General features: G+C 58.6%; 21 protein-coding genes and 1 pseudogene. 12 read left to right on the top strand and 10 right to left on the bottom strand.

The window, feature by feature from the left end; all coding sequences use genetic code 11:
* On the top strand, positions 1 to 509 hold a 509-nt coding region (locus U9R81_RS17265), incomplete at its 5' end, for a hypothetical protein (protein ID WP_322496664.1).
* A gap of 82 nt (positions 510 to 591) precedes the next feature.
* Here the strand turns inward: U9R81_RS17265 and U9R81_RS17260 are convergent.
* The 3 genes from U9R81_RS17260 to U9R81_RS17250 all read right to left on the bottom strand — a co-directional run bounded on the left by U9R81_RS17260 (position 592) and on the right by U9R81_RS17250 (position 2,279).
* Positions 592 to 1,137, bottom strand: a complete 546-nt coding sequence (locus U9R81_RS17260; RefSeq protein ID WP_322496663.1) for a dihydrofolate reductase family protein — start codon at positions 1,135 to 1,137, stop codon at positions 592 to 594.
* 22 nt (positions 1,138 to 1,159) lie between these two features.
* Positions 1,160 to 1,549 (bottom strand): SH3 domain-containing protein, encoded by a 390-nt coding sequence (locus U9R81_RS17255; RefSeq protein WP_322496662.1) that lies wholly within the window; start codon positions 1,547 to 1,549, stop codon positions 1,160 to 1,162.
* Between the two features lie 211 nt (positions 1,550 to 1,760).
* The gene (locus U9R81_RS17250) at positions 1,761 to 2,279 is read right to left on the bottom strand and encodes a restriction endonuclease (protein ID WP_322496661.1); all 519 of its coding nucleotides are present in this window, start codon (positions 2,277 to 2,279) and stop codon (positions 1,761 to 1,763) included.
* A gap of 136 nt (positions 2,280 to 2,415) precedes the next feature.
* Here U9R81_RS17250 and lspA (U9R81_RS17245) point away from each other — a divergent pair, with 136 nt between their 5' ends.
* The 8 genes from lspA (U9R81_RS17245) (at position 2,416) to U9R81_RS17210 (ending at position 10,314) form a co-directional block, all read left to right on the top strand.
* Positions 2,416 to 2,925: a signal peptidase II gene (gene lspA / locus U9R81_RS17245; protein WP_322496660.1), complete on the top strand. Its 510-nt coding sequence runs from the start codon at positions 2,416 to 2,418 to the stop codon at positions 2,923 to 2,925.
* Positions 2,925 to 3,506, top strand: coding sequence for a signal peptidase II (gene lspA, locus U9R81_RS17240; RefSeq protein ID WP_322496659.1), 582 nt, complete (start codon positions 2,925 to 2,927; stop codon positions 3,504 to 3,506). The genes lspA (U9R81_RS17245) and lspA (U9R81_RS17240) overlap by 1 nt, the downstream gene beginning before the upstream one ends.
* Positions 3,503 to 4,453 carry an RluA family pseudouridine synthase gene (locus U9R81_RS17235; protein ID WP_322496658.1) on the top strand — a complete coding sequence of 317 codons (951 nt, stop codon included), beginning with the start codon at positions 3,503 to 3,505 and terminating at the stop codon, positions 4,451 to 4,453. Before lspA (U9R81_RS17240) ends, U9R81_RS17235 begins: the two co-directional genes overlap by 4 nt.
* Positions 4,454 to 4,542: 89 nt before the next feature.
* Entirely contained in the window at positions 4,543 to 5,472 is a 930-nt protein-coding gene (gene mdh, locus U9R81_RS17230) for a malate dehydrogenase (protein ID WP_322496657.1), read from the top strand.
* A gap of 60 nt (positions 5,473 to 5,532) precedes the next feature.
* Positions 5,533 to 7,320, top strand: a complete 1,788-nt coding sequence (locus U9R81_RS17225) for a GAF domain-containing sensor histidine kinase (protein ID WP_322496656.1) — start codon at positions 5,533 to 5,535, stop codon at positions 7,318 to 7,320.
* Between the two features lie 2 nt (positions 7,321 to 7,322).
* Complete coding sequence (gene rsmA, locus U9R81_RS17220) at positions 7,323 to 8,195, top strand: 16S rRNA (adenine(1518)-N(6)/adenine(1519)-N(6))-dimethyltransferase RsmA (RefSeq protein WP_322496655.1); 873 nt, start codon at positions 7,323 to 7,325, stop codon at positions 8,193 to 8,195.
* Positions 8,196 to 8,246: 51 nt separating this feature from the next.
* The gene (locus U9R81_RS17215; RefSeq protein ID WP_322496654.1) at positions 8,247 to 8,636 is read left to right on the top strand and encodes a PPOX class F420-dependent oxidoreductase; all 390 of its coding nucleotides are present in this window, start codon (positions 8,247 to 8,249) and stop codon (positions 8,634 to 8,636) included.
* Between the two features lie 706 nt (positions 8,637 to 9,342).
* On the top strand, positions 9,343 to 10,314 hold the full coding sequence (locus U9R81_RS17210; protein WP_322496653.1) for a hypothetical protein: 972 nt from the start codon (positions 9,343 to 9,345) through the stop codon (positions 10,312 to 10,314).
* A 78-nt stretch (positions 10,315 to 10,392) separates the two neighbouring features.
* Here U9R81_RS17210 and U9R81_RS17205 read toward each other — a convergent pair whose 3' ends face one another.
* Positions 10,393 to 11,145, bottom strand: a complete 753-nt coding sequence (locus tag U9R81_RS17205; RefSeq protein ID WP_322496652.1) for an LLM class F420-dependent oxidoreductase — start codon at positions 11,143 to 11,145, stop codon at positions 10,393 to 10,395.
* A 152-nt stretch (positions 11,146 to 11,297) separates the two neighbouring features.
* Between U9R81_RS17205 and U9R81_RS17200 the strand changes: the two genes are divergently transcribed.
* From U9R81_RS17200 to hpf, 3 genes are all read left to right on the top strand, one after another.
* Positions 11,298 to 12,203, top strand: coding sequence for an MBL fold metallo-hydrolase (locus tag U9R81_RS17200; protein ID WP_322496651.1), 906 nt, complete (start codon positions 11,298 to 11,300; stop codon positions 12,201 to 12,203).
* Entirely contained in the window at positions 12,200 to 13,042 is an 843-nt protein-coding gene (locus U9R81_RS17195; RefSeq protein WP_322496650.1) for an MBL fold metallo-hydrolase, read from the top strand. The genes U9R81_RS17200 and U9R81_RS17195 overlap by 4 nt, the downstream gene beginning before the upstream one ends.
* Before the next feature lie 314 nt (positions 13,043 to 13,356).
* On the top strand, positions 13,357 to 13,950 hold the full coding sequence (hpf, locus tag U9R81_RS17190) for a ribosome hibernation-promoting factor, HPF/YfiA family (RefSeq protein ID WP_322496649.1): 594 nt from the start codon (positions 13,357 to 13,359) through the stop codon (positions 13,948 to 13,950).
* 79 nt (positions 13,951 to 14,029) lie between these two features.
* Here hpf and U9R81_RS17185 read toward each other — a convergent pair whose 3' ends face one another.
* The 6 genes and pseudogenes from U9R81_RS17185 to U9R81_RS17155 form a co-directional block, all read right to left on the bottom strand.
* Positions 14,030 to 14,560 (bottom strand): hypothetical protein, encoded by a 531-nt coding sequence (locus U9R81_RS17185; protein ID WP_322496648.1) that lies wholly within the window; start codon positions 14,558 to 14,560, stop codon positions 14,030 to 14,032.
* Positions 14,561 to 14,584: 24 nt separating this feature from the next.
* Positions 14,585 to 15,103 carry a hypothetical protein gene (locus tag U9R81_RS17180; RefSeq protein ID WP_322496647.1) on the bottom strand — a complete coding sequence of 173 codons (519 nt, stop codon included), beginning with the start codon at positions 15,101 to 15,103 and terminating at the stop codon, positions 14,585 to 14,587.
* A 12-nt stretch (positions 15,104 to 15,115) separates the two neighbouring features.
* Positions 15,116 to 16,026: pseudogene (locus U9R81_RS20120) on the bottom strand (DNA adenine methylase).
* Positions 16,027 to 16,048: 22 nt separating this feature from the next.
* On the bottom strand, positions 16,049 to 16,435 hold the full coding sequence (locus U9R81_RS17165) for a DUF4190 domain-containing protein (protein ID WP_322496644.1): 387 nt from the start codon (positions 16,433 to 16,435) through the stop codon (positions 16,049 to 16,051).
* A gap of 170 nt (positions 16,436 to 16,605) precedes the next feature.
* Positions 16,606 to 17,418 (bottom strand): indole-3-glycerol phosphate synthase TrpC, encoded by an 813-nt coding sequence (gene trpC / locus U9R81_RS17160; RefSeq protein ID WP_322496643.1) that lies wholly within the window; start codon positions 17,416 to 17,418, stop codon positions 16,606 to 16,608.
* Between the two features lie 435 nt (positions 17,419 to 17,853).
* On the bottom strand, positions 17,854 to 20,105 hold a 2,252-nt coding region (locus U9R81_RS17155; RefSeq protein ID WP_322496642.1), incomplete at its 5' end, for an endonuclease MutS2.

Here is a 20,105-nt window from a genome sequence, read left to right as displayed (position 1 = left end):
GCTTGGTGTGGCCGCGCCAGCCGCGCCGCGTCCGCGAGCGCACGGAGCAAGCGTTGCGCCGGCTCACACCGGGGTTGATTGGCTTTATCCGCGTTGCCCTTGGCAGTTTTGAAGCGCCGAGCATGCTCTTGCGCCGTTACTGCACACAGGCTGCGCCGCGCCAAGCGCCGATGCGCGAAGTAGTTGCCGCCGCGATCGAACTCGGTGAAGAGCAGCGTATGCGGCCCTTCGCGGCGCTAGCCGAGGTGGCCCGTCGCTATCGTTGCCGCGAGCTGATCGATGCCACCGCTGCGCTGGCCCAAGCCGAAGCTGAAGGCACGCCGGTTGAGATGGTGCTAGCCGCCCAACAACAAACCCTCGAAGCGTTGTTGCAAGGCGAGTTCCGCCGTCTCATTCGCCGGCGCACGATGTACCTGCTCTTGTTCGCCGCGATCAGTCTGGTGGTCGGGATTTTGCTCAACTTGCTCTTTGTGATGGTGGTGGGCAGTGAGGTATTTGCGTTGTGGTGATATCGATACAAGTGCGGCAGTTTAGCTGCCGCACTCGATATCAATGTTTACTTGCCGGCCCGGTACTTTAACAACCAGAGAATCAGCTTGCTGAAGTCGCTGCCGGCTCAATCTGGTAACTTAGCCAGACCATGCCTGAGTGTTCATACCAGCGTTGCTCAGTGAGCGTGAGCCGGCGTGATGGCCCCGGCGCGGGCAAGAATGGAATGCCGCCGCCCAATAACACCGGCGTGATGGCCAGCTCGATTGTGTCAACCATATCCAATTCTAACAGATGGCGAAACAGCTCGCCGCCGCCAAACAGCCAGATGTCTTTGCCGGGACGCTGGCGCAACGGTTCGATCGCGTGACGGCTCAGCTCGTTGATGATGGTCACGTGCGGATAGTCAACCGCCGCGAGCGTGGTCGAGACCACGACTAGCTCTTTCCCGGCGTACAACTGGCCATATTCCGGATCGGTAAGCGATAAGCCGGCAAAGGTCTTGCGCCCCATCAAGAGGGTGTCGAATTCAGCAAACAATGCGCCGAAATCAATCTCCGGCTCAGCCGGAATCCAACTAATATCGCCTTGCGGCCCAGCAATATACCCGTCAAGACTACAAGCCACCTGATACCGGATCCGGCGCATATTCAATCTCCTCGTAGCTTCCCTATCTGCCCGCTCCCTGCCTCTCGGGTGTGATCACCGGCAACGCCGCCTCGATCGCTGGATCGAGCGTGAGCTGGGTGCGATGCACCCAGCCTTCTTGCTGGCGGGGGTTGATGATCCGGATCCAGACCCCATCGGCGCTCCGCCCAAGCAGGAACACGGTTTCATAGGCATGGATCTGATCCAACACCGTGCCTTTCAAGGTTGGCTCGGCCCGCACGTTGCCGCCGTTAAAGACGGTGGCGGTTGGGTAGATTGGCGTCGGTGTTGGGGTTGGCTGTGGCGTGGCCGCCGGTTGCGAGGTGCGGGTAGGGCGTGGGGTGGCAGTAGGGCGCGGGGTGGCGGTTGCAGGCGCTGCCTCTGCCATGATGGGGGTTGGAGGCTGGCGCATTGGCGGTTGCGCCAAAGAAGCTGGTTTGTCCCATTTGGGCTTCGGAGTGGCTGATTGGTAGCCCCCCAAACAAGAGCGCAAATCCGGCCAGCACCAGATTCAGGCCCAGCGCGCCGGCGTAGAGGAGCGTGCTCTCTTGGTTGCGGCGCGGTTGCTGGGCGGCCCGCAGCCGTTCCGCTTCGTCAATGCGCTGCAAGAGGATCCGGTCATCCTACAATTCAACCCGCTGCCCGCGCGCTTCGAGCTGTGATTGGCGGGTAAATGCGCTGGTTGCCACCAAAATCGCGCGATCCGCTTGCTGAATTTGCAGCGCGCCGACCAGATCGCGCACGTAGCTTGGCCCGACCGGTTTGGTGTAGCGTTTGCATTGAATGATAAAGCGTAACCCATCGCGTTCGGCGGTGATGTCAACGCCGCGATCGCCGCTGCCGCCGCGCACCGTGACCTGCCTCCAGCCGAGATCTTCCAGTAAGAGGGCAACCCGCTGCTCGAACTCGCTTGGCGAAAGATCGAGCAATTGCTGGCGGCGCAACCGCTGGAGGCGCTGTTCGCGCAACCAACGGTTGATGAAAAAGACGATGGTTAACCCGGCAACCATCACGGTCAGCGTCCACAAGAACGGGAGCGATAAGGAGAGACTGCCCAAAATCACCCCAATTGCCAACAAGCCACTGATCGGGTCAAACTCCCCGCTAACGGCGCGGGAACGAGTGCTAGAACTCCGGGTCATGCTGGAAGATCCTGTCAAATACAACGAGAACCCATAGTACGAAAATGTTAACAAAGCGTTATTACCCATCCATTTCCAGCGCCCTACGTTATAATGAGAGAAAACGAGATCGGATTCGTGAGGAAGGGACGCGATAGTGAAATCACTGGTGCAAGCTCGCTGGATTACGCCATTGCTCGTCACCGCGCTGGCGGTTGCGCTCGATCAAGCGTCAAAGCGCTGGATTGTCGCCACCCTTGGCCCTGAAACGATGACCCGCTTTATTCCGCTAATTGGCGACGATGTCCGGCTGGCGTATTCACATAATACGGGGATTGCCTTTAGCCTGTTTCAAGGCAAGTCAGACGTGTTGACCATCGTTGCGTTGGTGATCATCACCGGCGCGATCTATCTCTATGTGACGCAATTGCCGAACCGGCGCCGGCTCGTGCAGATTGCGATGGGGTTGATTCTTGGCGGCGCCTTGGGCAATGTGATCGATCGGATCCGGTTGGGGTATGTGGTCGATTTTATTCAGGTCGGTTGGTTCCCGATCTTTAATCTCGCGGATAGCGCGATTACGGTTGGGGCGGCCCTTTTGATGTTGCAATACGCGCTCGACGAGATCGCTCTCCGCCGTGTGCGGCAAGCGATGATGTCACAGTGATGGCGATGCGCACTCGTTGGATGCTGCTCATTCTGGTGGCAATACCGATCTTTCTGCTCGACCAACTGAGCAAGGTTTGGTTAAGCGGTGTGCTGGCGCGTGCCAATCGTCCGATCCCGCTGCTCTTTGATTGGGTGCAGCTTGCGTATCACGAGAATACTGGGGTCGCATTTGGTCTCTTCCCCGACCAAGGCGGCGTGCTCTCGGTTGGCGCCGGCTTGGTGCTCATCTTGCTTGCCTATACGTATCAGCATCTCCTCCCTGCTGAGTCGCGGTGGGTCACGGGCGCGGTCGGATTGATCTTCGGCGGCGGGATTTCTAACCTCTTCGACCGGATCCGGCAGGGGTATGTGGTCGATTTTTTTCAGATCGGTTGGTGGCCGGTGTTTAATCTAGCCGATAGCGCGATCTCGCTCGGTGTTGCGGCATTGGCCTTTCACATCATCTTCATTGGCGATGAACCGGAACCAGCCGAACCAGAGCCGGTCGATGATAGATTGCTCAGCGAGTTGTTGAGCCGTGATCCCGAAACGTCACTGCCCGCCGAGCCGCGCAATCGCAATTCGGAGTCGCCGTCATGAACGACGCCAGCGCGTTGGAATGGTTCGATGCTGATGAACGGGTGGTGATCGTTCCTGCCGAAGTGAGCGGCGAGCGGATTGACCGGTTTCTGGCGGCGACGTTGCCCGATCTGTCGCGGGCGCAAGTGCAACGCTTGATCGAGCAGGGAATGGTGCTCTGCGCGGGGCGGCCTGCCCGCGCCAGCCAGCCGGTGCGCCCCGGGATGGCCATTCACGTCACCATTCCCCTGCCTATGCCGACCCAACTGGTGGCCGAACCGATCCCGCTTGATGTGGTATACGAAGATACCGACATTGCCGTGATCAACAAACCAGCCGGCATGGTCGTGCATCCGGCGCCGGGCCACGCGCGCGGCACGCTGGTGAACGCTCTCTTGGCCCGCTATCCCGATTTGGCAGTTGGCGGCGAGGTGCGCCCCGGCATCGTTCATCGTCTCGATCGCGACACGTCTGGCTTGTTAGTCATTGCTCGTCACGATGCTGCCCTGCGCGCGTTGGTCGAACAACAACAAGCGCGACACATGCGCAAAATCTATCAGGCGCTGGTGATCGGTCGTCCGCCAGCGACAGGTACCATTGATGCGCCGATTGGCCGCGATCCGCGCGACCGGCTGCGCATGGCAGTGGTGAGCGATGGCCGCCTAGCCCGCACCCATTATCGGCTGATCGCCGCCTTTGGCGATTATAGTTTGCTTGAAGTGCAACTCGAAACCGGCCGCACGCACCAGATCCGGGTGCATTTGCGCTATCTCGGCTATCCAATCGTTGGCGATCCGGTCTATGGGCCGCGTCGCGCGCATCTGCACCTGTCACGCCAGTTTTTGCATGCCGGCGAGTTGGGCCTGTTCCACCCGCGTGATGGGCAATGGCGGGAATTCACTGCACCATTGCCGCCCGATCTGGCATCTATCCTCAACCATTTGCAAATGGTTGCGTCAACGCACTAAGCCCGTAATATGCTACAATGCGCAGGGATGGCAACGACGCACTCCGTCGCATTCCATAACTGGCGCCGCGAAGAGGTGAGGAGACAGTTATGCGCAAGAAGATTAGCATTATCGGGGCAGGGTTTGTCGGTTCGACAACGGCGCACTGGCTGGCCGCCAAAGAGCTAGGCGACATCGTGCTGTTGGATATTGTAGAAGGTGTGCCGCAAGGAAAGGCGCTTGATCTTTATGAGGCAGCGCCGGTGGAGGGGTACGATGTGCGGGTGATTGGCACCAATGATTACGCCGATACCGCCAATTCCGACGTCATCGTCGTCACCTCCGGCGCGCCGCGCAAGCCGGGTATGAGCCGCGAGGATCTGATTAAGGTCAATGCCGATATTACCCGCGATTGCATTAGCAAGGCGGCGCCGCTGTCGCCAAACGCAATCATTATTATGGTCAACAACCCGCTGGACGCGATGACCTATCTGGCGGCTGAGGTGAGCGGCTTCCCCAAAGAACGGGTGATGGGGCAGGCCGGCGTGCTCGATGCGGCGCGTTACCGCACCTTTATCGCTATGGAGGTTGGCGTTTCGGTCGAAGATGTGCAGGCGATGCTCATGGGCGGCCACGGCGACGAGATGGTGCCCTTGCCCCGCTTCTCGACCATCGGCGGCATTCCGGTGAGCCAATTCATTGCGCCTGACCGGCTGGCGCAGATCGTTGAGCGGACGCGCAAGGGTGGAGGTGAGATTGTCAACTTGCTCAAGACTGGCAGCGCCTACTACGCTCCGGCTGCTTCGACGGCGCTGATGGTAGAGGCGATCTTGAAGGATAAAAAGCGGGTGGTGCCGGTGGCGGCGTATCTGACCGGCCAATACGGTCTGAACGATATGTATTTCGGCGTGCCGGTGGTGCTTGGCGCCGGCGGGGTCGAGAAGATTATCGAGCTGCCGCTTAACGAGGAAGAGATGGCGCTGCTGAACGCCTCGGCGAAAGCAGTGCGGTCAACGCTTGAGACATTGAAGTCGTTGTAATATCAGCGCAGCGGCGGCGCGCTGGTTCGTGTCGCCGCCGCGCTGTTTACGAATACTGCTATGGCCAGTCCGGCGCAATCGTCAATGCAATCATCGTCATCACAACGCGCAACATCGGCGTGGAGCTTGCTGGGTGGCGAGCGCTTCTATGCGATGGCGCGCTGGGTGATGATTATTTTGCTCGGCGTTGTCACCCAATTCTTGACCAACGGTAGTCTTTGGCCGATCAATGGTGATTTAGAAGCGTTAGATGTGATCTTTTGGCTGTATGCCGGGTTTGCGCTGCTTTTTACCTTGTTGGCGTTTGTGCCACCCGCTGTTGGCCTTGTAAACCTGTCATACCTGTTTGATATTGCCTTCATTTCACTGATGGCTTTTTTGGGCGGCGAGCGGATTGTGATCTTTTTTCCGCTCTATTTGGTGCCGCTGACTTACGCTGCCATCCGGCAGCCTCTTTACATCGGTGTGCTTTCAGGCGCGTTGGCGGCAGTGGCGTATATGGCCGCCTTCATTGGTTGGCGCCGGCTGATTGCGCCTGAAGCATTGATGACGATGCTCGATTACGTGGCGCTGGCGTTGCGTGGCTTGACACTGGCGATTGTGCCGTGGGTGACGGGGAATCTGGCTGAACGCCAGAGCGAAGCCAATCGCTATCGCGTCGCGCAGGCCCAACAAGAGGCTGAACGGGCCTTGCAAGAAGCAAATACCTACCGCGATCAGATGCGCTCGCTCTACCAAGTGGCGCTGGCGTTGGGATCGACCGCCGATTACCGGCAGGTGCTTGATGCGCTGCTGCGTGAAAGTCGTAAAATAGTGCCCTACCGCGCCGGTGTGGTGTTGCTCTCCTCTGGCCAGCCGAATGAGCTGTATGTCGCCTTTGGCTCCAATCTGGCGCTGGGTGATCTGAATCGCACCTTGCAAATGGATGCTGGGTTGGCGGCGGCGTTGCGCGCCAAAACGGCTCAGACCATTACCTCCTTTGCCCAGTTTCCATCGTTGCAACAGATCGGTGCGCTGCGTGATTGCGTCTCGGCGGCCCTGATTCCCCTCCAAGTGGGGATGCGCGCCTATGGTTTGTTTGTGGTCGCCACCGATCACATGCTGCAAACGGATCAGACCGAGATGTTGATGTCGCTGGCGAATTATGCCATCGTCGCGTTGCATAATGCGCAACTGATTTTCGATCTCAAAGAAGAACGAGAAAAGTTGCTCTCGCGCGAAGAAGAAGTGCGTCACCAGTTGGCGCGCGATCTGCACGATGGCCCGGCTCAATCAATGGCCGTCATTACGATGAAGGCCGAGTTTATCAAACGTTTGCTTGAACGCGATCCGGCCCAAGCGTTGGCCGAACTTGATGAGTTGAGCACGATTGCCAAGCGTACCAACTACGAGGTGCGCACAATGCTGTTTGAGCTGCGCCCGTTGATGCTCGAAACGCAGGGCTTGAAGGTGACGTTGGAGCAATATCTGGATCGGTTGCGCGCCAAAGCCGGCAAGACGGCGATCATTCTCGAAACCAGCGATATTGATCAGCTCCGTCTCGGCTCGAAAGTGGAGGGCGCGTTGTTTAACATGATCCAAGAGTCAGTCACCAATGCGATTAAGCACGCCAATGCCGCCCATATTTGGGTGCGTTTGCGGCGGTTGCAAGAGAAGATGCTGGAAGTGGTGATCGAAGATGATGGCGTTGGCTTCGATAAAGCAGCCTTGCTCAAGAGCTACGAGAAGCGCGGTAGTTTCGGTCTCTTGAACATCGATGAGCGGGCTCGGTTAGCCGGCGGTCGCGCCGAGATTGATTCGACACCCGGCAAGGGCACGCGCATCACCATCTTTGTGCCGGTTGAATAATCGTGAACCCCTATCTCAATCCGCAACGGATCCGCGCCGCGTTGCGCGCGCTTAATCTGCGCCCAAGCCGCGGCATGGGCCAGAATTTTTTGCTTGATGGCTATGTGCTGGCAACCATTGTTGCCGAAGCTACGCTCACCCCATCCGATACCGTGATCGAAGTTGGGCCGGGGTTGGGGGTGTTGACGTGGGAGTTGCTGGCCCGGGCAGGCCGGGTGATTTGCGTTGAGCTCGATCGCCGCTTGGCTGACCGCTTGGCCGCCGAGTTCCGCGATCGCGCCAATCTCGTGCTGGTGCAGGGTGATGTGCTTGAGCTAGCCCCGGCTGATCTGCTGGCCCGCGCCGGCGCTCCGCCGCCATATAAACTGGTCGCCAATATCCCCTATGCGATTACCGCGCCGCTGCTGCGCCATTTCCTCGAAGCGACCGTCCCGCCTGATCTCAGTGTGTTGCTAGTGCAATGGGAGGTTGCCCAGCGCATCTGCGCCGGTCCCGGCGACTATAGCGTGTTGGCCCATGCGATCCAGTTTTACGCCGAACCTGCGATCGTGGCGCGCGTGCCTGCCAGCAGCTTCTTTCCCGCACCTGCGGTCGATTCGGCGATTGTGCGCTTGCAACGCCGCCCGCAGCCGGCGGTGACGATGGCTGATGTCAATGCCCTCTTCCGGTTGATTAAGGCCGGTTTCCTCCATGCTCGCAAACAATTGGGCAATGCCTTGCCGAGTGGCTTAGCCGCTTTAGGTGTCACTATCACTCGTGAACAAGTGGCGGCGGCGCTGCGCACTGCCGGGATTGACCCCCAACGCCGCGCCGAAACGGTGACATTGGCCGAATGGGCGAACTTGCTCGCCGTTTTACCCGAATCAGGGGTATAGTACTAAGAGAACCAACTGATGGTTCGCACGTCTATACTTCTGGAGGAAACTGTGGCTGAGCAGACGACATCCTATTTCGCCGGCCTTCACCGGCACGAATTTGCTAACCTGATAACATTTCGCAAAAATGGCCAGCCGGTGGTGACGCCGGTTTGGTTTGCGGAACGCAATGGCAAGCTGTATGTGATGACCACCGCCAATGCCGGCAAGGTCAAGCGTATCCGCAACAACCCGCAGGTCGAAGTTGGGCCATCGGATCGCGCCGGTAAGCCGTTGGGTCCGACCGTGACGGCGCGGGCGCGCATTCTGCCCCCTGAAGAGGTCAAGGTGGCGCGCGAGGCCCTCGATGATAAGTACGGCCTGATGAAGGCCATGTTCGATTTTTTCATGAATGTGCGCGGTGTCGAACGGGCGTGGATTGAAATTTCCCCAGCCGAATAAAATGACGATAACTGTAGAGCCGCACGGCCGTGCGGCTCCCAATCGATGAATCACCGTCCCCGTATGATGGCCCCAACCGGACAGTTCCCTGCCAAGGATCGACGGATCATCGCGCCGCACGGCCGTGCGGCTCCCAATCGATGAATCACTACCCAATGGTGACGGACCCAACCGGGCGGCTGGAGGGGCGGACAGAATATGTGGTCGCGTGCAACCGTTGATCGCTGTGCGATATCTCAACGCCCTTACCCCAGCCCTCCCCCGCTGGGGGAGAGAGTTGCCCTGTCATTGCGAGAGGGCGCAGCGCCCGCAGCCAGTTCCTTGGTAGGCGAACAGGATGCGTGCAGTGATGGCTCCCGTGCTCGTGGGAGATTGCTTCGCCGCGTGGGGCATCGCACCGCGATGCCCCTACGTGCGGCTCGCAATGACAACCGGATCAGAACAGCAGTCTCTCGTGTTTGCAAGGAGATCGGTTCGCCGCCTGCAGCCGTCACGACGCCAACCGGCGCCTTATCGTTCAGCGATCGCTCTGCCAAGACGCAAATCGCCCGCGCAATTGGCTCCTAAATGTCCTATGCCCAACCAGTTGCACGACCAATGGCCATCAAGCCATTTGACAGTTGCGCGCAAGTGGTGGTATAAGATGGCGACTGATGGCGATACATGACTCTCAGCGCCCCGTTGCGCGACACAGGAGAGAGATCGCGTGAACCGTCCGAACCGCGCTCTGCTTGCGCTCCTGCCCGTATTAGCCTTGTTGTTGCTGGTGGTCTTGATGGCGGCAACACCGCCTAACCCGCCGCCGGTGCCGAAGGTGGCTGATCTCCCGCCGATCGAGACGCCGACGGTAGAACTGCTGCTTACTGCCACGCCTTCGCCATCGCCGATCCCCGAACCGACCCTGACCCCTACTCTTGCCCGGCGCGAGTTTCTCGAGTCGTTCGATGTCAAAACTGCGCCAACCAGCTTCCTACCCGGTCGCGGCCCGGTCTTGCCCGGTGAATTGGTGTATTCCGGACGCCGGATCGATTTCTACGTTGGCCGGGGCACGTTTAGCGCCGATCAGGTGCGTGACTTGGCGGTCAAGATCGAGTACGCGCTTGGTTATCTGCAACGCCGGTTTGATGTCCAACTGACCGATCGCGTCTCGATCGGGTTCTATAATCCGGCCTTAGCCCCGACGAGTGATACCCGCGGCATTGCCTACACCCACGATCGCACAAATATTCGCCTGTTCTATGGCCCCAACGACGATACCTACAAGGCATTAGTGATCGCTACCCACGAGCTCGCACATGCCTTGCAGGCCGAAGCGTATGGTCGCGAAGAGCAGGGCCGCTCTGATCTGGTGTTGTTGGAAGGGTTGGCGACGTGGATTTCGGGCGAATATTGGCTGAGTTTGTCCGATTCGCCGTCGTTTCAAGCCCGCGCGCGCGCGCTGTACCAAGCCGGTTATCGCGGCAATCTGGCGGCTTTGGCGAGCAGCACCGATTCGATGGCGGCCTACGAGATGTGGGCCGGGTTTGTCGACTATCTGGCCCGTACCTACGGCTGGGATAAATTTAACGAATTGTATGCCAATGGTCGCGGGCGCGCTCCCGGTTCGGCCAATTACCGCGGGATCTACGGCAAGAGTTTTCAAGAACTCTATACCGAATGGTATGCGACGTTGCGGTGAACGCGATGCGCCAAGGCGCACCGAGGGCAAGGGCTTGGTCTGCTGCCCCGTCCTCTTGGTGCGCCTTGGCGGCGCCTCTTAATCGCGTAGCTTGAGCAGTGCCTCCACCGGCGCGAAGTTCCATGGCTCACCCAGACCGATAATGATATGCGTTGCGCCGGCTTCAAGGTATGGCTCAATCGGCTCGCCTGCGCGCGGCGAGACGCTGCGCTCGATCGCGGCTGGATCACGGCCTACCTGAGCGCACCACTGATCGAGAATCTCATTCTTGCGCTTGAAGGTTTCGACCGGCCCGAAACCGTGCCAGATATCGGCGTGTTCGGCGGTGATCCGCAGCGTGACTTTTTCGCCGCCGCCGCCGATTAAGATCGGGATGCGGCGCAGCGGCGGCGGCTGATCAACCTCCCAGCGCGCTTTGATAATCGGCAATGCTTCGCGCAAGGCGCGCAAGCGATCGGCGGCAGTGCCGAAGGTGTAGCCAAATTCGGTATAATCACGTTCAAACCAGCCGGCGCCTAGCCCGAGGATCAGCCGCCCTCCGCTGATATGATCCACCGTCTTGGCCATATTCGAGAGCAGCGCCGGATTGCGATAGCTGTTGCACGTCACCAAACAACCGATCTCGGCGCGCCGGGTGATAGTCGCCATCGCGGTCAAGAGCGTCCATCCCTCGAAGTGCGGGCCGTCTGGCAGACCATAGAGCGGAAAGAAGTGATCCCAATTCCAGATCGTATCGCAGCCGATCGCTTCGGCATAGCGCACGGCATCACGGTACGACTCCCACGTGGTATGCTGTGGATGGAGTTGGACGCCAACCCGAAACTGAGCCATAACCTCACCTTTCTGATTGCGCGCTTGACTGGTAAAATGGTCCTCTAAAAAGCATTCATAAACTACGTTTATGCTGTAAACTGTGAAATGCAGAGCTGCAATCACGTTGCGCAGCAGCGTTTCATTGTACGACAACCTATACAGGCGCACCGATGAGAGTTCATATCTGGGGCACGCGCGGCTCGTATCCAGTTGCCCACGCCAGTATGCTGCGGTACGGCGGGAATACTACCTGTGTGGAGGTAGTGGCGGAAGGGCGCCATATTATTCTCGACGCCGGCACTGGCCTGCGCATGTTAGGCGATTCATTTGCGCAAGAGCAGACGCCACGGCAGCTCGATCTTTTAATTACACATGCCCATTGGGATCATATCATAGGTTTTCCCTTCTTTGCGCCCCTGTTTGATCCAGATTTGAAACTCGATATTTATGGCTTGGCGCGTACCCAGTCGAGTCTGCGGACGACCTTGGCCGGTGCGTTGAGCGATCCGCTGTTGCCGCTGAATATGGATGATTTGCGCGCGCAGATTAACTTTTTTGAAATTAGCGCCGGTCATTGCTTTGAATTAGGGCCGGTGCAGGTGCGCACGGCGCTTGCTAACCATCCGTACCGCGCGCTCGCTTACCGGCTGGAAACGCCTGATGGGGTGCTGACCTTTATTCCCGATACCGGCCCCTTCCATACGGTGCTCTTCGGTGAGGAGCGGATTGAGTGGACTGGCCAACCCACGGCGCGCAGCCAGAGCGAATTGCGCGAATTGGCGGCGATGAAAGCGGCAATCCTTGAATTGGCCTACCGCGCTGATTGGCTCATTTACGATGCCCAATTCACCGATGCCCAATACGCGCGCTTTCCGCATTGGGGGCACAGCAGCGCAACTCAAGCGCGCGAAATCGCTGAAGAGGCGCAGGTACGCCAGTTGATCTTGTTTCACCACGATCCTCACCGCACCGATGAGGAACTAGATCGGATTGTGGCCGAACAGCAAGCGCTCGCTGCACCGGGATTAGTGGTGACGGCAGCCTTTGAGGGTATGGAGTTGCGGAGGACGCCATGAAGGTGCGGTTTTGGGGGGTGCGCGGCTACGTGCCGACGCCGCATGCCGCCATGCTGCGGTACGGCGGCAATACCTGCTGCACTGTCGTCACCGGTGAACATGGCGAATTAGTGGTGCTTGATACCGGCACCGGCTTCTGTATGTTGGGCGATGAATTGATGCAAGGCGAGTTTGGCCGTGGTCGCGGCACGCTGACGCTGTTGATTAGCCATACCTATTGGGATCATATTCTCGGTTTGCCCTTCCCCGGCGTGGTGCATATCCCCGGCAATCGCCTCGATATCTATGGCCCTGATAGTACGCGCGGCTCGTTGCAGATGGTGTACGACGGGATGCTCTCGCCGGTCTATTCACCGGTGTATGGATTAGCCCATATTGGCGCGACGCACCGGTTTACAACCATTTCAACCGAGCCGTTTACGATCGGTCGCTTGTTGGTGCGCGCCCTGCCCCTCTCGCGCCGCCAGCATTCGCCGATCTGGGCCTACCGGTTGGAAGAAGAGGGCCGGGTGCTGGTCTATATCACCGATGTGCGCTATGGCGAAGATGGCATTCGTGAGGAGGCGATCGCCTTTGCGCGCAATGCGCATGTGCTGATCCATAGCGCACCCTATCTGCGCGCCGAGCAGGTCGAAGACTACGGCCATAGCCGGATCGAAGACGCGATCGAAGTTGCCCAAGCTGCCGGCGTTGAACGGTTGTTGCTGTTTCACCATGCCCCAAATCGCACCGACGATGAACTTGATGCGATTGTCGTCCGTCTGCGCGCCGAGCTCGCAACCCACGACAGCCCGCTACAGGTGGAAGCGGCTGCAGAAGGGATGGAACTGGTGGTGTAACGGCGATGCCGCATCACCAATCGCAATGGATCGAATTGATTATTACGCTTGGTGAACAGTTTCTCACTCTTCCTGTCTTGCGAGACGGCTGGTGGCGTAGTAGAATACTGGCAAAGCTCTTCAGCGAGTGCTACGCAGAAGTAGCACCCATTCAGGAGTGAGGCTTTATGACCCCTTTGGTCAGCCGCAATGCTCCGCAACCGATGGCCTTTTGAGAAATAGCTCGGTCCTCGCCGCGCTGATGGCGGGGGCCGGGTTGTTTTTATCGCCCGGCCACCCAATGACGGGTTGGCAACAGCGGATGGAGGAATGCGATGGAACTCACCATCAAGAGCCGGAACGGCAAGATCTCAGAGCGTCAACGCGAGCACATCGAAGAAAAACTCGCCAAATTGGGGCGTTATCTTAATGGCATTACCAGCATCGCCGTCGAAATCCAACATGAACAACAGCGGAATGCCGGCGAAATCTATCGGGTGCAGACGACGCTGGTTGCCGAGCACGGCGTGATTCTGCGCGCCGAAGAGCGCGCATCCGACCTCTATGCCGCCATTGATGAAGTGCAGGAGGTGTTGCAGCGCCAGATTTCGCGCTATAAAGAGAAATATTGGCGGCGCAGCCGCGAGCTGCGGCGGGCAACCAACGGGTTTACCCCCGCCGAAGAGGTGGCGATTGCCGAGGCGGAGGCCGAGGCGGTGGCAACGCCTGCCGAGCCTGAACCAGAGGCGAAGGTGATCCGCACCAAGACCTTCCGCTTGCGCCCGATGTTCGTTGATGATGCGATCGAGCAGATGGAGCTGCTCGGCCACAATTTCTTTATCTTCCAGAACGCTGAGACGATGCAGATCAGCGTCCTCTACCGCCGGCGCGATGGCAATTACGGGGTGATCGTGCCAGAAATTGGCTAATATTCTCCCAGCCCCTCCCCGCCAACCTCTCCCCTCGCTCATGCGGGGGGAGGGGTGTTTATGGGGGGCATTTGAGTGATTATTGCTCTAGCACTTGTTTAATGGCTTCATTCCAAGCGGTTTTGATAACAGAAGAAATGTTATTCCTATCTATTAATTCGATGAATTTGTCAACAAACATTTGCCGTCCTGCTGCGCCAGTGATACTCAGGAGATGGCGTATCCATGGTCGTAATTCGAGAATATTGATATCATAATTCTGGTGAAAATATTTTACGACTTCTTTTTGAATCTGCTCATCGATTGAAGAAGCGGTTACAACGAAGAGGTAATCGGGAATTTGATGGATTGACATTTTTGTCTCAAAGACATCTCTTACTCTTTGTGATTCTAAGGATCGTTCTGTCACCTCTAGCCCAAAGATAGTCTGTTCATTCTGACGCACGGTGATATCGCCAGCCACGTGAGCAGCGCGATCTGACACGTTAATGTCTTGCCAACCAATATTCCATTCAAGATTAAATCTTTGATTACGTGTTTCCAACATGGCTACGGTGAGTAGCACCGGAATGTATCCACCACTCCGCGTTTGCAATAAGATGCTGATCACGGTGTCAATCTGATCAAGACTTAATCAGTTGACTCGCATGAGCTGAATGTTATGTTCTTCTCGTAATTGAACGAAACGATAGAGGAGATACAAAAGAAGATTTTTAATCTCTTCACTTGTTGCTTTTTCGAGAGCTTCGAGATAGGATAAAAACGCTTGATATCCTTTCTTATTACGTAAACCCTGAGCAGTTTCAGGCACAAATTTGACGCTCCGGCGAAATGTGGCTAGATATGGCCCTTTGGAGGCTGGAATATGCCACAAGCGCAAAAATGGATTAACATCCATTGTGCGACCATTGAACGCATCATCCCCATGGTTTATGTAGGGATGGCGAATGTTAATCGCTGGGTTCAGGAGCTTTGCCAAGCTGCAACCGAGCAATGCTTCACGGTACGACTTTGTTGGCGACTTGAATAAATCATCCGCAATTGGGATCAGGGATGGATTGATATCAGGTATACTCTGTTGGAGATAAAGCTCTTCGGCTGATCTGAACATTTGCTCAAGCCGTGGTAATGCTTGTTGATAATCAATATTCATAGAATCTGCTCTTCAATAATTCATCCAAACCGATTCTTGGCGAACTTGCTTGACCGAATGGCACTGTTTTAGTGGCGCATCGTAGCGTCGCCAGTCGCGGTACAGTTCATCCATCAGCTCGCAACGATAACCGGAAATGGCGACTTTACCCCGGCATTGGCGCAGAACGCGGGCTAATTCGCGATGCGCTAGCTCATCCATTTCAAAGCTATAGGCGTTATTGTCGCCACGACTCGCATGCACATACGGCGGATCGCAATAAAAGAGGGTATCCGGATCATCATACAATTGGACAACATCGATAGCCGGCCTGTTTTCGATCTGCACCCGCAACAGACGTTCAGCAATATCTGCAAGCCCTTCAATGCTCCCTAACCAACGCGATACGACGCCTGACATGCCTGCCCGGCTCGTTTGTTTGCAGTTGGCCCACCGGCCAAGAGGGCCGTCTGCGCCAAGCCGGTGCGGGCCTGCCGCGCGCGCACGAAAAACCGGCGGGCGCGTTCAAGGTCAGAAATGTCGTGATCATCGCCATAAATCGCGAGATAAAACTCTTCGCGCGAAAATGGAGTGAGCGCAATGGCCCGCGCAAGTTCTTCGTAATGATCGCGCAGAACACGAAAGAATGTAACTACATCGCCATCAATGTCATTATAGGTTTCCACCGGCGCTGGATCGCGATTGAGCAACACAGCCGCTGAACCGCCAAACAGTTCACAATAGTGATGGCATACCGGCAATAAGGGTAATAACCAGTCAAGGTGATTGAACTTGCCGCCATACCAGCCGAACACGATGCGTTTGCGCTGGCGCTGGCGCGGGTAGACAATAGCAGGATTACCAAAGAGATCGTTTAGATAAATTGGTGATAATCCGCGCTTCTTTCCTTCAGAGTGATCTGATGATTGTTCAACTGCACTCATAACAAGCTCCTCTAAGATAACGTCAGCCCCCCACCGCTACCACTGCGATTGCCACGCACAACGCCACGACCGTCAAGGCCACGTGGGCATAACCCAGCGCCAATCCGAACCGGGCCAACCCGCTGCCGGTAAGCTGGCCATTGCCGCGCTTGACGGCGCTCTGGCCGAGATGGCCGCAGATGATCGCCGGCACGGCGAGCAGTAGCGGAATGAAGAAGAGAATCCATGTGGTGATGCCGCAGATCAGGCTGGCAATCGCTAACCGGCTGTTGCGGGCCGGCGCTATCGGCAGGGTGGCGTCGATGGCCGGCGCTGGTTGCCAGACTACTTGCACCAACGATTGGCCGCAGGCCGGGCAGAACCGTTCAGCGCCGGTGATGGTATGACCGCAGCTAGGGCACTGTCGCACAGTACGCACTCCTTATCGTCAACGATGCCGTTCCGCGTCTGGTGACGGGGCTTTTCACTTGCCATGGTATGCACTGGTATTACCAGTGCGTAAGCAAACAGCGTTCATGTTGCGAGAGATGGCTTTGGAGGCTGCGGGCCGGATAGCGCTGGGCCGCATGCACCGCAAGCTTATGCCGTCGCCAACGCGCGCACCTGCGCGCCGATGTCGGGCGCCGTCACCAAGGCCTCGCCAACCAAGATCGCGTCTGCGCCATAGTTGTGTACTTCCGCCACGTGTTCCGGCGTAAAGATGCCGCTCTCGCTGATCAGCACCGGGCGCTGCGGCCCGGCGGGCAGGTGATCGGCGATGGCTTTGGTGGTTGCGCGATCGGTGACAAAACGGTGCAGGTCGCGATTGTTCACGCCGATGATCGGCGGGTTCAGGCGCAGCGCCCGTTCCAGCTCAGCGACGGTATGCACTTCGATCAACGCATGCATGCCGAGTTCGTAGGTCAACGCAAAGAGATCGCTCAAGGCGGCATCATTGAGTGCGGCGACAATTAGCAAGACGGCATCGGCGCCATACGCGCGCGCCTCGTACACCTGATACGGATCGATGAGAAAGTCTTTGCGCAACAGAGGCGTGCCAGCGGCTTGCACTTCCGGCAAGGCGCGAATGCCGGCCAAATAGGTCAGGCTGCCCTGAAAAAAGCGCTGGTCGGTCAAGACCGAGATGGCCGCAGCGCCGTTGGCGACATAGGTACGGGCAAGGGCCAGATGGTCGAAATTGGCCAGCAAAACGCCGCGGCTCGGCGAGGCTTTCTTGACTTCGGCGATCAGCGCGGTGGCCGGCGAGCGGCGCAGCGCAGCGGCGAAATCGCGCACCGGCGGCGCGCGATGGATTTTGTCTTGGAGAGCTGCCAGCGGGATTTTCGCTTGCTGGCGGCGCACTTCGATCCGCTTATGGTTCAGAATCTGTTCTAGAATGGTCGGTTCGCTCATACGTGTTCCTTGGCGGGTGTGCGGGTGCTGAGGGGTATTGTATCATCACATGAACAGGACACGGATTGATACGGGTGCAACGGATTTACGCCGATCCGCGTCAATTTACGTCCATATTTCCTCCCGTTGCGTGGCATCGCTCCCGTGCCGATTGAGGGGCGGACAGAACATTGTGGTCGATCACAACGGTTGATCGTTGTTGTGATGCCTCAACGCTTAGCGATGCGCTCCCCTCTCCCGCGCTCGTGGGAGAGGGGCTGGGGGTGAGGGCCAGCAGCCCGCGCAACGGGCTTCGTACCCCTAGCCCGGCCCTTCAGGGCCGGGTTCTGGATCAGCGTTCTGTCCGCCCCGCTTCCACTGGCGCGAGAGCGGGGCTGGGGGTGAGGGGGCATCAACGCATCGCAAAGCTATGTTCTGAAGAACCGGTTATTAGCTTCACCGCTCAATCAGTGTAGCAATCGTCACCCCCTCGCCGCCGTCACGCCCGCCGCTGCTAAACGAAGCCACCAGCGGATGGGTGGCCAGCACATCACGCACGACTTGGCGTAACGCACCGGTGCCTTTGCCGTGGATGAGGCGCACTTGGTGCAAACCGGCCAGATAGGCGTCGTTAAGATAGCGATCGAGCCGGTCGCTGACCTCGGCGGCGCGCCAGCCGCGCATGTCAAAGGTCATCGAGACGTCAGGGGCGCTGGGCAGGTTGACACTGCGTTCGGGAGGGGTGTAGCGCCGCTCGTCGTTAGCCTGCGCTTTGGTGCGCTTGAGTTCGCCAAGCTTGACCGTCATGCGGAAGCCACCCACTTGCACGGTAGCAGTGCCGTCTTCCTCATCGATGGCGACAATCTCGCCGTTGAGGCCGATCGAAGCGACATGCACCGTATCCCCGACTTGCAGCGGGCGTTCGGCGGGGGGCGGCGGTGCAACAGCAGGCGTATGCTTCTGGCGTAGCTTCTCGGCGGCTTGCTGGGATTGTTCGGCGGCGGCGGCCAACCGCTTTTCCGCTTCTTCCAGCCATTGGCGCGAGATGTTGACCGAGCGGAATTCTTCACGCAGCCGGCGCAATTGCTGGCGCGCTTCGCGCAGTTCGGCCTCGATCTCTTGGCGGGCCGCGGCCAATGCCGCTTCGCGTTCGGCGGCAAACGCCTGCTGCTCGGCGGCCAGCCGGTCACGGTACTTCTCGGCGTCGGCGCGCAGCTCTTCGGCGCGTTGCAACGCTGCCGCGGCAGCGTCACGCTCGCGTTGGATGCCGGCCAGCAGGTCTTCGACTTGCGCCTCTTTGCGGTCAATGAACGAGCGCGCCTGCTCGATCAGCGCCGGATCAAGCCCCAGCCGGGCCGCGATCGCTAGCGCGTTCGAGCGACCGGGAATGCCAATGCTCAGCCGGTAGGTGGGGGCGAGCGTTTCGACATCAAACTCGACCGAAGCGTTCTGCACCCCCGGCGTGGTGTAAGCAAACGCCTTCAATTCGGCGTAGTGGGTCGTCGCAATCGCTAGCACCCCCAATTCCAACAGCCGGCCAATGATCGCTCGCGCCAGTGCCGCGCCTTCAACCGGATCGGTGCCCGCCCCCAGCTCGTCGAACAAGACCAACGCCGCTGGACGGCGATGATCGAACAGACCCTGCTCATCGGGATCCGGCGGCGCTTGTTGCGCTGCGTCGATCGTCTGCAAAACGCGAATGATATTCGCCATGTGTGACGAGAAGGTGCTCAGGCTCTGTTCGATGCTCTGCTCGTCGCCAATGTCGGCGAAGATATGTTGAAAGACTGGCAGGCGAGAGGGTTGATCGGCGGGGATTTGCATGCCGGCCTGCGCCATCAGCGCCAGCAAGCCGGCTGTCTTGAGCGCCACCGTTTTGCCGCCGGTATTGGGGCCGGTGATCAAGAGGATCGAAAACTCGCCGCCGAGCCACAAATCGATCGGCACCACCGTTGCAGCGGGCAAGAGCGGGTGGCGAGCGCGGGTCAACCGGAAGGGCGGCTCGGCAGGTGGCGGATCATCAGGCCGCCATTCAACAATCTCCGGCGCGATGCTGCGGGTCGCAATCGCATAACGGGCCAGCGCGAACGCCAGATCGAGCGCGGCGAGGGTATTGACGGCGCTGATAATGGCGTTCGCCGCTGCGCCAACCTGCTCTGAGAGTGCGCTCAAGATGCGCTGCACCTCTTCCGCTTCCGCCGATTGCAACTCGCGCCAGCGGTTATTCAGCTCAACCACCGCCATCGGCTCGATATAGAGCGTCGCCCCGGAACCGGACTGGTCATGCACCAATCCGCGCACTTCGCGCCGGTGGCTAGCCTTGACCGGAATGACGTACCGCCCATTGCGCACCGTCACAATCGGCTCTTGCAGGGCATTGGCCAGTGTGCTCGAATGGATCATGCTCTGCAAACGCTCGTGCAGACGGTTGAAGGCCACCCGCACTTCGTGGCGCAAGCGGGCCAGCGTAGGGCTGGCGATATCGAGCACCTGCCCATCATCGCCGATCGCCCGCTCGATCGCTTCGACCACCTGCGGCAACGCCGGCAACGTGTTGCCAAGATCGATCAGATGCGGAAAGCGCGCATCGAGCCGGCTGAGGCGCTGGCGCAAGAGGGCGGCGCTCTGCAAGGTGGCGGCAATCTCGCGCAGCGTTGTGCCGTCGAGGATACCACCGCGCGCGGCATGCTGCACCGCCCGGCGCACAT

It is taken from the genome of Chloroflexus sp. (assembly GCF_034435895.1).
Lineage (GTDB): Bacteria > Chloroflexota > Chloroflexia > Chloroflexales > Chloroflexaceae > Chloroflexus.
This window is presented reverse-complemented; position numbering and strand designations above follow the sequence as displayed.